Here is a 12,847-nt window from a genome sequence, read left to right as displayed (position 1 = left end):
TTAAACGGTGAGGATTTCTTTTTCCTTGGCGGCCAGCAGCTGGTCGATTTCGGCGATAGTGCCGTCGGTCGCCTTCTGCACCTCGTCGGCGTGGCGCTTCTGGTCGTCCTCCGACATCTCGTGATTCTTCTCGAGCTTCTTGAGGACGTCGAGACCGTCGCGGCGGACGTGGCGCGCGGCGACCTTTGCGGCTTCCGCATATTTGTGCGCGACCTTCACCAGCTCCTTGCGTCGCTCCTCGTTGAGCTCGGGGATGCGCAGACGCAGCACCTGGCCCTCGGTCGCGGGCGACAGGCCGAGATTGGAATCGACGATCGCCTTCTCCACCGCCTTGACCATCGACTTGTCCCAGACCTGCACAGAGATCAGGCGCGGCTCTGGCACGCTGACGGTGGCGAGCTGATTCAGCGGCATGTGAGTGCCGTAAGCGTCGACCTGCACCGGATCGAGCATCGAGGCGGAGGCGCGCCCCGTCCGCAGACCGCCGAGTTCGTGTTTGAGGGACTGGACGGCGCCCTGCATGCGGCGCTTCACTTCGTTGAGGTCGAAATTACCCGTGGGCATCACGTTTCTCCTTCAAAATCCCGGCGACCGCTCGGCACCCTTCCCGAAGGGCGCGCCCGTGAGCCGTCAGCCGGCGACGATGGTTCCGTGGCCGCCGCCACGCAGAATCGCGCCGATCGACCCCGGCTCCGCGATCGAGAATACGATGATAGGCAGCGACGTCTCGCGGGCAAGCGCGAAGGCGGTCGCATCCATCACCTTGTAGCCGCCCTCGATCGCCTGCGAATGGCTCAGCCGGTCGAACCGCGTCGCGGACGGATCCTTCTTCGGATCCGCCGAGTAGACGCCATCGACATTGGTCGCCTTCAGCACCGCCTGAGCGCCGATCTCGGCGGCGCGCAGCACGGCGGTCGTATCGGTGGTGAAGAACGGATTGCCGGTGCCGCCGCCAAGCAGGACGATGCGGCCCTCGGCGAGATATTTGTGCGCCGCAGTACGGGTGAACAGCTCGGAAATCTCCGGCATGACGAAGGCCGACAGCGTGCGCGCCGGCGTGCCCTTGCGCTCGATCGCCGCTTCCAGCGCGAGGCAGTTCATCATGGTGGCGAGCATGCCCATGGTGTCGCCGGTCGGGCGCGACACGCCGCGGGCCGAGACCTCGACGCCGCGCACGATATTGCCGCCGCCGATCACGACCGCAACCTCGGTGCCGAGCTTGCGAGCCGCGATCAGATCGTCCGCAACCCGGTCGACGGTCGGCTGATCGATGCCAAACCCTTGCTGTCCCGCGAGATATTCGCCGGACAGCTTGATCACGACGCGACGATAGACCGGATCAGTCATGAGCACTTTCCTTGTCCGGGCGCCGCTTCCGGCGGCACGCCGGAAGGAACGTTCCGGCGCTTACTTCTTGCCGCTGGCCGCGGCGACCTCTGCTGCGAAGTCGCTTTCCTGCTTCTCGATTCCCTCACCGAGAGCATAGCGCACAAAGCCCGCGATCTTCACAGCGCCGCCGACCTTGCCCTCGGCCTCCTTCACCGCCTGCGCCACCGACTTGCCGGTGTCGTGGATGAAGGCCTGCTCGAGCAGACAGACTTCCTTGTAGTAGGTCTTGAGGCCGGACTCGACGATCTTCTCGATCACGTTCTCCGGCTTGCCCTGCTGGCGATACTTGTCGGCGAGCACGTCCTTCTCGCGCTTGACGACCGCCGGGTCGAGGCCGGACGGATCGAGCGCCAGCGGGTTGGCGGCGGCGACGTGCATCGCGATCTGGCGGCCGAGGGCCGCGAGCTCGTCGGCCTTGCCGGCCGATTCCAGCGCCACGATCACGCCCATCTTGCCGGCGCCGTCGATGACGGCACCGTGGACGTAATGGGCCACGACGCCCTGGCTCACCTCGAGCGAAGCTGCGCGGCGCAGCGTCATGTTCTCGCCGATGGTGGCGATCGCATCATTGATCGCGGCTTCGACCGTGACCTCACCGACCTTGGCGGCCTTGATCTTCTCGACATCGGCGCCGACGTCGAATGCGACCTGGGCGATCATCTTGACCAGGCCCTGGAACTGACCATTGCGCGCGACGAAATCGGTCTCGGAGTTGACCTCGACCACGACGCCCTTGGTGCCCTTGGTGAGCGCGCCGATCAGACCCTCGGCCGCGACGCGGCCCGACTTCTTAGCGGCCTTGGACAAACCCTTCTTGCGCAGCCAATCCTGCGCCGCTTCCATGTTGCCGTCGTTCTCGGTCAGCGCGGCCTTGCAGTCCATCATGCCTGCGCCGGTCGACTCGCGCAGGTCCTTGACCATCGCAGCTGTGATCGTTGCCATCGTTGAAAATCCTTTGTGCCTGCCGGTTCGCCGCGGCGCGGCCTGATCGCCTCGCCGCGGTCCATCTCAGGGATTCGCGTCAACTGAAACGGTGGCCGGATCCTATCCGGCCAATCCATCGCTCTTTTTGACTATTCCGCTTCCGCGGTCAGCGCCTTGGCCTTGGCCACCCAGGCATCCGCACGGCTGGGCAGACCGACTTCTTCGCCGATCTTGTGCGCGGTGTCGTGATCGAGCTCGGCGAGCTGCCAGTAATGGAAGATGCCGAGGTCGTTGAACTTCTTCTCGATCGTACCCGACACGCCCGGGAGCTTCTTGAGGTCGTCGGCGGTGCCGCGGGGACCCGCAAGGCCCTGGAAGCCGCTCGACGAAGCGGCCGGCAGCTCCTCGGCGATCGGCTTGGCCGAAGCACCGATGTCGATGCCCGAATCGCCCTGGGCGCGCGAGATGCCGTCGATCGCCGCGCGCGCGATCAGGTCGCAATAGAGCGCGATCGCGCGGCCGGCGTCGTCATTGCCCGGCACCACGTAGGTGATGCCCTTGGGGTCCGAATTGGTGTCGACGATCGCGGCGACCGGGATGTTGAGGCGCTGGGCCTCCTGGATCGCGATGTCTTCCTTGTTGGTGTCGATCACGAAGATCAGGTCAGGCAGACCGCCCATGTCCTTGATGCCGCCGAGCGAGCGGTCGAGCTTGTCGCGCTCGCGCTGAAGCGTCAGGCGTTCCTTCTTGGTGTAGGAGCTGGCATCGCCGCCGGCCAGCACGTCGTCGAGGTGACGCAGGCGCTTGATCGAGGCCGAGATGGTCTTCCAGTTGGTCAGCGTGCCGCCGAGCCAGCGCGAATTGACGAAATACTGCGCGCAGCGCTTGGCAGCGTCCGCGACGCCATCCTGCGCCTGGCGCTTGGTGCCGACGAACAGGATACGGCCGCCCTTGGCGACGGTGTCGCTGACCGCCTGCAATGCCGTGTGCAGCATCGGCACGGTCTGCGCGAGGTCGACGATGTGGATGTTGTTGCGAGCACCGAAAATGAAGGGGGCCATTTTCGGATTCCAGCGGTGAGACTGGTGACCAAAGTGCACGCCAGCTTCGAGCAGCTGACGCATAGTGAAATCGGGTAGTGCCATCGTTCTAATTCTCCGGTTGGTTCCTCCGGAAACGTGTGAGCAAGACGGAGCGTCCTCGCCCCGGTTGCCACCGGACGGCCTTGCGAGCCATGTTTCCGTGTGAGATGGCGCGCTATATAGCGCCATTTCGGCCAGAAGCAAGGAAATAACGGCCGATCAGGGCGCCTGAAAGCTTCGGTCGCTTCCCGGCGCCCGATGGGCTGGCACTGGTGGCCTAGCACCCATCGCCTAACACCTATCGCCTAACACCTGGGCTGGCCGGGCGGGCAAGCCCTTGGTGCCGGTCCGGCCGGTCGCGCTGGCGGTGGCGGCGGTGCTGCCATACGCGGCGGCGCGGCGGCCATGGGAGGCGGCGCAGGCCGCGCCACGGGAGGTGGCGGCGGCGCAGGCCGCGCCATCGGCGGCGGTGGCGCTGGTGGCGCCGCCCGCACCATTGGAGGCGGCGGTGCGGGCCGGGCCATAGGCGGCGGGGCTGCAGGACGCGCCGCTACGGGCGGAGGCGCTGCACGCGGCGGCGGAGGTGGTGCGACGCGTGGCGGCGGCGTCGGTCTCGCCAAAGCTTGCGGAGGGGTTGAGGGCGAGACGGGCCTGGCCGCCTGCGGTGGCGGAGCGGGCCGGTGATCCTGAATTCTGGAAGGCTCCCGCGCTGCCACGGGCGGCGGTGGAGGCGTCGCCGGCCTGACCGGCGTCGGGATCGCCGGTCTACCGGCCGTGCTCGGGGACGGCAAAACGCCCGGCTGGGCGCCGCCCGGCCGGCCGCGGGGATCAGTCGCGGATGGCGGCGATGCGCCGGGCCTGGGCAGCCCAGCGGATGGCGCCGGCGCACCTCCCGGGACCGGCTGGTTAGGCGCCGGAGTTGTTGCAGCGTTTGGCTGCGCCGGGGGGATCGTCCCGGCGGGCGGCGTGGTGGTCGCAACGGGCTTGCCCTGCGACGGTGCAGCGCCGGGCCCGCCCCCTGGCCTTGCCGGAGGCGGCGGTCCCCCGGGGGTGCCGGGCGTCGGCAGCGTATTGGCCTGCGGCAGCTTATCGGCCTGCGGCAGCTTGGCCGGTGCCGGCGCTTGCGGGGTCACGGCAGCATTGCCGGCCGGGGCCGTGGCGGTCGGGCTCGGTGTACCGCCGGGCGTGACAGCGCCGGGCGCCGCCCCTGCCCCGGCCGGTGGCGCGCCAGGAGTGCCCGGCGCCGGCAAGGTATTGGCCTGCGGCGGCTTGGCTCCGACCGGCGGCTGCGCAATTGCGGCGGGAGCGACATTGGCCGGCCCCGGTGCCGCGATACCGGGCCTTGCCGTCGGCTGAATGGTCGAGCTCGGCGGCATCGGCGCCTTGCCCTGCTGGATCAGGGTAGCGCGCTGGACGACGGCCTGCGGCACCGCCGGACCCGCCGGGTTGGCGCGGCCGGCGACGGCCGGCGCCAGATTGCCGAGCGCGGGCCCCGCGCCCGTCGGCGGAGGCGGCGGGCGATTGATCACGGTGTTGATAACCGTGGTGTTGTGGATGTTCTGGTAGATGATGTTGTTCGGCGGCGGCGCGACATACAACGGCGGCCTGACGAACACAGGGATCGGCACGAACACCGGCTGCGGCAGCACGAACAGGCCGATCACGGGCAGCGGCGGCGACAGCACGACGAAATCCGGCGGCGGCGGCGGCAGATAATAGACCGGCGGCGGCGGTGGCGGCGCGAAGCCGAAATCAGGATCGCCGAAATACAGCACGGGGCGATCGACATAGAACACCTCCTCCGGCGGCGGTGGCGGCACGTCGTAATCGATCATCGCGAAGGTTGGCGGGGGTTCGGGCGGCGCGGTGAGGATCGCCAGGCGCCGACGCGCATCCGCCGCATGGGGCCCGCGCGGATAGCGGCGCAGATACGACCAATAGGCCTCCGGCGTGTCGGTGCGGTAGGTCCGCCGCCACGTGATCGCCTCGCGGCGCGCCGCCGCGATCGCCCTGACGCGCTTGGCGAGCGGATCACCGGGATAGGCCGCGAGGAATTCCTCATAGGCCGGCAGCGTGTCGCGCTCGAGCGCGGCTGCATAGGCATCCTGCACGCCGAGATCGCGGATCGGCTTGCTCCGGATCGCAGCGACCTGGTCGTTCGCGGCCTCCGGCGGCGCGTCCGGCCCACGTTCGAAGAACGAAAACGGGGCCGTGATCTTCTGCTCGTTCCAGGGCACTTGCGCGCCCTTGCTGGCCTCGTTGACGCGCAGGCGGACGCGATCGAATACTTCGGCCAACGGCAGGCCGCCGGTGCGGATCATCTCCGCCAGCGACTGGGCGTAGATGCCGTAGGGCCCCGCCTCCTCCGGCGCCGCCGTGCCGGGCGCGGCGTTGAAGGCGATCAGCATGTTCGCGTCGGGTTCGACCAGCGCCAGCCCGCTGGCGATCGGCTGGCCGCCCTCGATGAAGGGCTGCGCGCGGGCGGCGTCGAGCACGACGATGTTGGCCTTGAGCGGGATGGCGGCGAGCTGGCGCGCGTAGTCGCTGATGCGCAGGGCCTCGGTCGGGATGTCGGTGTCGCGGGTGATGTTGGAATCGACCGGGATGAAATAGTTCTCGCCGGCAAGCTGCACGCCGTAGCCGGCCAGATAGACCATCGCGACCGTGCCAGGTCCGGACGCCTGCGCCTTTTGGACGAAATCGCGAAAGCTCTTGCGCAGCGTGTCGCCGTCGAGATCGCGCGCGCCGACCACGTCGAAGCCCGCCGCCTGCAGCGTCTGGGCGATCAGGCCGGCATCGTTCGCGGTCGTCGCCAGCGGCGACTTGGCGTAGGCGCCGTTGCCGACCACGAGCGCGATGCGCTTCTCCTGCTGCTGGGCGCGTACTGGTCCCGACGCGCCGGCGGCAACGATCACGATCGGCAGGAAAAGGCAGATAAAGACCCTGAGCGTCCCACGCATGGTTTACTTGCCCATTATTCCAGTTGAGGTGCCACCGCGCATGAGGCGCTCGGCCGCCTGAACGGCGGTTGAACGAAAGGCGCGGATTGAGGCGGTGGCGTGGCCACGCGCGAACGACGTCGGCCCGAGGTCAGCCTTGTACCAGCCTCAAGCCAACCTCGGCGCAGCCTGGAAACTGCGCGAGGCTCCTTCAAGTCGCGCCCTGGCGGCCGCCCTTCAACGGGCAGAGGCGCGGCCGCCTGGCTCCGGTAGCCCCGGAGTGGGGCTCAGCTCTGGGCAAGCAACTCGACGGTCCCGGTGCTCAAACGATAGATGCCGCCGAGCACCTTGAGCTTGCCCTGCTCGACCGCTGCGTTGAGGATCGGGGCGGCCGATTTCAGTTTGGCGACGTTGTCGAGGACGTTCTGACGAATGGCGTTGTCGAGCGCGTTCCCACTCTGCTGGGCCGCCGTCTTCACCGACGGCGCGATCGCGGAAACCAGCGTCGGGATGTGCCCCGGCAGCGGCTTGTCGTCCTTCAGCGACTTGATCGTCGCGTCGACGGCGCCGCAATTGTCATGGCCGAGCACCAGGATCAGGGGCGTGCCGAGCACGGCGACGGTGTACTCCATGCTGGCAACGGTCTCATCGCCGGCAAAGTTTCCGGCGACGCGGCACACGAACAGATCACCACGTCCGCTGTCGAAGGCATATTCCGGCGCGATACGCGAATCGGCGCAGCTCAACACGGCCGCGTACGGATTCTGACCGCCGACCAGTGCCTCGCGCTCGTGCTTAAAATCGTGCCGGCGCGACACACCCGACACATAGCGCGAATTGCCCTCCATCAACCGCTTGAGCGCCGCATCGGGCGACAGCACGTTCTGGGGCTTCGGCGGCGCCTTCGCCTCCTTGGCCGATGCGCCCCCGCCAAAGGCCGCTGCGCCCAGCGCCGAGGCGGCAAGAAGCATCATCGAGCGCCGGGACGTCGCAAGCGATTGATCCAGATTTTCAGAGCATTTGTCACACATGATTCGTCTTCCTTGGTTCTCGCCGGGAACAACTGATAGCTGTAGCCGGCAGACTTCGAAACCATGCGTGACCTTGTTAGTTAAGCTTTGGTTTGCGGCAATGCGCGCAAGCGTCAGATCTGCTGCACGTCCACTACGCCCGCGACCGCCTTGATCGCGCCGGCGATCTGCGGCGAGACCTTGAAGCGGCCGGGCAGCTTCATCTCGACCTCGGTCTCGAGGTCGAGCATCATCACCAGCGAGACCTCGCCGTCGCCATTGGAGCGCGGCGCGATGGCCGGACTGCCGATCTTTGGCGCGGCGACGTTCGATGCGGCCATGTCGGGACCGGCCAGACGCTTGGCGATCGAGTCCAGCGGCTTGGTGTCGCGCAGGAAGATGCGCAGGCCCTTCTGCGTCTTGGCGGCGGCATCATCCAGCGGCTCGGCATGCAGCACGCGGGCGCGGACGTCCTCGCCCTGGAGCTCGGCGCCGAGCTGCAGCAGCACGGCGGCGCCCGGCTCCAGCACGTCGCGATATTGCGCGAGGCCTTCGGAGAACAGCACCGCCTCGAAATGGCCCGTGGGATCCGAAAGTCCCATGATGCCCATCTTGTTGCCGGTCTTGGTGCGCCGCTCCATGCGCGAGACCACGGTGGCCGCGACCTTGCCGGCGGTGGCGCCGGTCTTCACCGCGCGCGAGAATTCCGCCCAGCTCTGCACCCGCAGCCGCTTCAGCACGGTGGCGTAATCGTCGAGCGGATGGCCCGACAGGAAGAAGCCGACGGCGTCGTATTCGCGGCGGAGCTTTTCGGCCGGCAGCCACGGCTCGATCTGCGGCAGCATGATGGTCGGCGCATCCGCCGACATGCCGAACATGTCGTTCTGGCCGATGGTTTCGGCTTGATGCGCGCGCTGGCAGGCGGCCAGGATCGAGTCCGCGCCGGCGAAGACGCGCGCTCGGTTCGACTCCAGCGTGTCAAAGGCGCCGGCGGCGGCGAGACTTTCGATGATGCGCTTGTTGATCGCGCGCGGATTGACCCGTGCGGCAAAGTCGGCGAGCGAGGTGAACAATCCCCGCTTGGTGCGCTCCTCGATGATCTGCTCGATCGCCTGGATGCCGACGCCCTTGAGCGCTGCGAGCGCGTAGTAGATCGTCTTCTCGCCGACCTCGAATGTCGCGCCGGAGCGGTTGATGTTCGGCGGCTCGACCTTGATGCCGAGGCGCTGCGCCTCGGCGCGGAATTCGGAGAGCTTGTCGGTGTTGTTGAGATCGAGCGTCATCGACGCCGCGATGAACTCCACCGGATAATGCGCCTTCATGTAGGCGGTGTGGTAGGACACCAGCGCATAGGCCGCCGCGTGGCTCTTGTTGAAGCCGTAGTCGGCGAACTTGGCGAGCAGTTCGAAGATGGTCTCGGCCTGTCCCTTAGGAACGCCGTTCTTGACCGCGCCCGCGACGAAGATGTCGCGCTGCTTGTCCATCTCGGCGCGGATCTTCTTGCCCATGGCGCGGCGCAGGAGGTCGGCGTCGCCGAGCGAATAGCCCGACATCACCTGCGCGATCTGCATCACCTGTTCCTGGTAGATGATGACGCCGAAGGTTTCCTTCAGGATCGGCTCCAGCACGGGATGCAGATATTCCGGCTCCTCGTCGCCGTGCTTGCGCGCGCAATAGGTCGGGATGTTCGCCATCGGGCCCGGCCGATACAGCGCCACCAGCGCGATGATGTCCTCGAAACGGTCCGGGCGCATGTCGACCAGCGCGCGCCGCATGCCCTGGCTTTCAACCTGGAACACGCCGACCACCTCGCCGCGGGCCAGCATTTGGTAGCTCTCGGCATCGTCGATCGGCAGCGTCGCAAGATCGACATGGATGTTGCGCGGCTTCAAGAGTTTGCACGCGACGTCGAGCACGGTAAGCGTCTTCAGGCCGAGGAAGTCGAACTTGACGAGGCCGGCCGGCTCGACCCATTTCATGTTGAACTGGGTCACCGGCATGTCGGATTTGGGATCGCGGTAGAGCGGCACGAGTTCGCTCAGGGGACGATCGCCGATCACGATGCCGGCCGCATGGGTCGAGGCGTGGCGCGTCAGGCCTTCCAGGCGCTGGGCGATGTCGAAGGCGCGTGCCACCACCGGATCTTCATCGCGAAACGCCTGGAGTTTTGGCTCGCTCTCGATCGCGGCGGCCAGCGTCACCGGCGCGGCCGGATTCTGCGGCACGAGTTTTGTGAGCTTGTCGACCTGCCCGTAAGGCATTTGCAGGACGCGGCCGACGTCGCGCAGCACACCGCGCGCCTGCAGCGTCCCGAAGGTGATGATCTGCGCGACCTGGTCGCGGCCGTAGCGCTGCTGCACGTAACTGATCACTTCGCCGCGGCGATCCTGGCAGAAGTCGATGTCGAAGTCCGGCATCGAGACGCGCTCGGGATTGAGGAAGCGCTCGAACAGCAGGCCGAACTTGATCGGGTCGAGGTCGGTGATGGTCAGCGCCCAGGCGACCAGCGACCCTGCGCCGGAGCCGCGGCCCGGCCCGACAGGAATGCCTTGGCTCTTCGCCCATTTGATGAAGTCGGACACGATCAGGAAGTAGCCCGCGTATTTCATGCGCATGATGACGTCGAGCTCGAACGCCAGGCGCTTGTTGTAGTCCTCGTCCGTGGTGCCCTGCGACAGGCCGTGGACGCTGAGGCGGTTGGCAAGCCCCGCCTCCGCCTGGCGCTTCAATTCCGCCGATTCGACCGCCGCGGCGTCCGAGCTCTGCGCGGCGCCGACAGTGAAGAACGGCAGGATCGGCTTGCGCGTCATGGGGCGGAAGGAGCAGCGCTCGGCGATCTCCACCGTCGAGGCCAGCGCCTCCGGAATGTCGGCGAACAGCACCGCCATCTCGGCGCGGGTCTTGAAGCGGTGATCGGGCGTGAGCTGCTCGCGCTCGGTCTCCGCGATCAGCCGCCCGCCGGCGATGCACAGCAGCGCGTCATGCGCTTCGTAATCGTCGGTCGAGGCGAAATACGGCTCGTTGGTCGCAACCAGCGGCAATCCCTTGGCGTAGGCCATGTCGATCAGGCCGCTTTCGACACGCCGCTCCTTGTCGGTGTTGTGGCGCTGCAATTCGATGTAGAGGCGGTCGCCGAACAGGCCGGCGAGACGCTCGCAGCGCTGCGCGGCGAGCTCGGCATGGCCGCCGGCCAGCGCCAGCGAGACCGGCCCGTCCGGTCCGCCCGTCAGCGCGATCAGGCCTTCTGTCTCCCCGTCGAACCAGTCGAGTTTGACGAAGGGCGCATGGCTGTCCGGCGATTCGAGGAACGCGCGCGAGTTCAGCCGCATCAGGCTGCGATAGCCGCGCTCCTGCGCCGCCAGCAGCACCACGCGCGAGGGCCCCATCGCGTTGCGCGCGTTCGGATCCTGGTCACCGAAATCGACCGCCAGCTCACAGCCGACGATCGGCTGGATACCGGAGCCTGCCATCTTGTCGGAGAACTCCAGCGCACCGAACAGATTGTCGGTGTCCGTCAGCGCCAGGGCCGGTTGGTGATCCTTCTTGGCAAGCTCGGCGAGCTTGGCGATCTTGATCGAGCCCTTGAGCAGCGAATAGGCCGAGTGAACGTGAAGGTGAACAAATCCGGCGCTCGGCATGGTCGCGTGACGGCCTCTTGCAGATGGGATGGAGCGGTTGCCGGCTCTTCAAGGCATCATGCTCTCGCCATCTGCCCGTTCTGCCGACTCGCCTCACAATGGTGAGGTGTCGCAGCGTCAGAGTCCACGCCGCAGCGGCCGATTGACCGCGTCCTCCCGCTTTTCCCCAGGGCCACCGAAGGAGGAGCACAGGTTTCCAGAACCGCCTGCCCGAGACGGGCGGAATCAAAGCTGCGGTATGACTTGGGCCCAGATCGCGATCATCCCCACGAACAGCGTGATCGAGGCCAGGGCAGCCGCTTCTTCCACGAAAATCTTGAACATGATCTCGCTCCTTTACTAGAACGTATGAAGAACATTGTTCTCATTTCGTTCTCGGGAGTCAAGTGATCTCCACCATCCCGCGACGGAATGGTTAACTCGCGGAATTGACACAATAAAAAAGCCCCGGCGCAAGGCCGGGGCTTTCCACGAACGCTGAAAGAGCGATCGGTATCAGTAACGGCCGAGCATCGGGCCGCCGAACTTGTAGTTCAGGCGAACGAGACCCATGTCGACGTCCTGCTTGACGTTGACCGCCAGAACACCAATGGGGCCGGTCAGGTTGCGGTCGTTGCCACCGAGGAAGATGTGGTTGTACTCGGCGCCAACCGACCAGTTCGGGGCGAAACCGAACTCAAGGCCCGCGCCGACCGTGCCGCCCCAACGGGTGTCGTTGGCTGATGCCAGGGACACGCCCGCGAAAGAGGCGTCGTACTTGGTGCCGACCACAGCCGCACCGCCCTTGACGTAGAGCAGCACGTTATTCCAGGCGTAGCCGACCTGACCGGTGATCAGACCGAACGAATCGATCTTGGTGTTGTTGGTGAAGCCGGAGATCGCGCCGACATGGCTGCCGGAGAAGTCGGCCCAGTTGCCCTGGCCTTCCAAGCCGAACACGAACTGGCCGGACTGCCAGCGATACCCGATCTGGCCACCGACGGTGCCCCCGGTCGCATCGTGCGAACCATCACGGCCGAAACCGACCAGGTCCCATTTCGCGCTCGACGAACCGCCGCCGCCGTTGATACCGATGTAGAAGCCGCTCCAGTCATAGACCGCGGCGACCATCGCAGGCGCCTTGGTGTAGGGTCGCGCCGCGAGGTCAGCAGCCAGCGCCGGCGCAGTCGCGCTCAGCGCGACAAGGCTCACAGCGGCAAGCAACAAATTCTTCTTCATTTGAGTCCCGTTCCAGTTTCGTCGTTAGGCCCCCTGGCCGTGCCGTGGTCATAACAGCGATCGACGGAATTGCTGTAACCTCGACGACACAGTTGGCTCCAAAGGCCCGCGCTTCATGAATGAAGATTTCTCAGCGTGCGCTGGAAACCCTTTGGAACAAGTGTTTTCTGTAGTTCTCGTGCAGGCGAGACGAGATAAAGTGCATGTACGCGTAACGACGTCGCGCGCACGTTCGCGTGATGAAGAATTGAAATGTCTGGACGAGTGTCCCTCCCCATTGTCGCCACATTTCCGCTCGCTCGCCACATTTGCATTCGTGTCGAGCGCAAGCGCACCTGCGCGCGCGTTCGGCACGTACCATCCGTTCCGCCTCACCGGCAATGAATGGCCGGGTCCGAGCAATTGCAGGTTCGACGCTTACGCACAGTGTCGGGCAGCCGCATCGGGACGCGCTGACCTGCATCACGAATCCGTATTTCGCAGGACAGAGCGACGACCCCTACGCCTATCAGAATCGTCGCGCGCACAGCCACCGGGCGTAACGTCGGCGCAGACCTTCCGTCTGCGCGTCCGACATCCCACGATCGTCCCTATCCTGCTCCTCTTGGCCTTGCTGTCGACATCCGGCGCATTGCATGCCGCAGCGG

General features: G+C 66.3%; 8 protein-coding genes and 1 pseudogene. 1 reads left to right on the top strand and 8 read right to left on the bottom strand.

All coding sequences use genetic code 11. The features are described 5' to 3' along the window. The 8 genes from frr to ACFDR6_RS25925 form a co-directional block, all read right to left on the bottom strand. Nucleotides 1-564, bottom strand: coding sequence for a ribosome recycling factor (gene frr, locus ACFDR6_RS25960; RefSeq protein ID WP_212090051.1), 564 nt, complete (start codon nucleotides 562-564; stop codon nucleotides 1-3). Between the two features lie 66 nt (nucleotides 565-630). Further along, nucleotides 631-1,347 (bottom strand): UMP kinase, encoded by a 717-nt coding sequence (gene pyrH / locus ACFDR6_RS25955; protein ID WP_212090048.1) that lies wholly within the window; start codon nucleotides 1,345-1,347, stop codon nucleotides 631-633. A gap of 60 nt (nucleotides 1,348-1,407) precedes the next feature. After that, complete coding sequence (gene tsf / locus ACFDR6_RS25950; protein ID WP_317239340.1) at nucleotides 1,408-2,331, bottom strand: translation elongation factor Ts; 924 nt, start codon at nucleotides 2,329-2,331, stop codon at nucleotides 1,408-1,410. A 131-nt stretch (nucleotides 2,332-2,462) separates the two neighbouring features. Next, nucleotides 2,463-3,458 carry a 30S ribosomal protein S2 gene (locus ACFDR6_RS25945; protein ID WP_212089996.1) on the bottom strand — a complete coding sequence of 332 codons (996 nt, stop codon included), beginning with the start codon at nucleotides 3,456-3,458 and terminating at the stop codon, nucleotides 2,463-2,465. A 242-nt stretch (nucleotides 3,459-3,700) separates the two neighbouring features. Further along, on the bottom strand, nucleotides 3,701-6,355 hold the full coding sequence (locus ACFDR6_RS25940; RefSeq protein ID WP_375859971.1) for a caspase family protein: 2,655 nt from the start codon (nucleotides 6,353-6,355) through the stop codon (nucleotides 3,701-3,703). 266 nt (nucleotides 6,356-6,621) lie between these two features. Continuing rightward, complete coding sequence (locus ACFDR6_RS25935) at nucleotides 6,622-7,365, bottom strand: carbonic anhydrase (protein ID WP_212089993.1); 744 nt, start codon at nucleotides 7,363-7,365, stop codon at nucleotides 6,622-6,624. A gap of 113 nt (nucleotides 7,366-7,478) precedes the next feature. Beyond that, nucleotides 7,479-10,982: a DNA polymerase III subunit alpha gene (dnaE, locus tag ACFDR6_RS25930; RefSeq protein WP_375859970.1), complete on the bottom strand. Its 3,504-nt coding sequence runs from the start codon at nucleotides 10,980-10,982 to the stop codon at nucleotides 7,479-7,481. Nucleotides 10,983-11,477: 495 nt separating this feature from the next. After that, nucleotides 11,478-12,200, bottom strand: coding sequence for an outer membrane protein (locus tag ACFDR6_RS25925; RefSeq protein WP_212089990.1), 723 nt, complete (start codon nucleotides 12,198-12,200; stop codon nucleotides 11,478-11,480). A 115-nt stretch (nucleotides 12,201-12,315) separates the two neighbouring features. On the opposite strand from ACFDR6_RS25925, the pseudogene ACFDR6_RS25920 reads away from it, so the two are divergent. Beyond that, nucleotides 12,316-12,594: pseudogene (locus ACFDR6_RS25920) on the top strand (hypothetical protein); the annotation flags it as partial. Nucleotides 12,595-12,847 lie beyond the last annotated feature (253 nt).

Origin of the sequence: Bradyrhizobium tunisiense, assembly GCF_042263385.1 — a bacterium.
In the GTDB taxonomy this organism is placed as follows: domain Bacteria; phylum Pseudomonadota; class Alphaproteobacteria; order Rhizobiales; family Xanthobacteraceae; genus Bradyrhizobium; species Bradyrhizobium tunisiense.
The sequence above is the reverse complement of the archived record's forward strand: the minus strand, read 5'-3'. Positions and strand labels throughout refer to the sequence as shown.

Coding starts and splice junctions, on each gene's coding strand:
- ACFDR6_RS25945 (WP_212089996.1), bottom strand. CDS start 3,458: ATGGCACTACCCGATTTCACTATGCGTCAGCTGCTCGAAGCTGGCGTG.
- ACFDR6_RS25935 (WP_212089993.1), bottom strand. CDS start 7,365: ATGTGTGACAAATGCTCTGAAAATCTGGATCAATCGCTTGCGACGTCC.
- ACFDR6_RS25925 (WP_212089990.1), bottom strand. CDS start 12,200: ATGAAGAAGAATTTGTTGCTTGCCGCTGTGAGCCTTGTCGCGCTGAGC.
- tsf (WP_317239340.1), bottom strand. CDS start 2,331: ATGGCAACGATCACAGCTGCGATGGTCAAGGACCTGCGCGAGTCGACC.
- ACFDR6_RS25940 (WP_375859971.1), bottom strand. CDS start 6,355: ATGCGTGGGACGCTCAGGGTCTTTATCTGCCTTTTCCTGCCGATCGTG.
- pyrH (WP_212090048.1), bottom strand. CDS start 1,347: ATGACTGATCCGGTCTATCGTCGCGTCGTGATCAAGCTGTCCGGCGAA.
- frr (WP_212090051.1), bottom strand. CDS start 564: ATGCCCACGGGTAATTTCGACCTCAACGAAGTGAAGCGCCGCATGCAG.
- dnaE (WP_375859970.1), bottom strand. CDS start 10,982: ATGCCGAGCGCCGGATTTGTTCACCTTCACGTTCACTCGGCCTATTCG.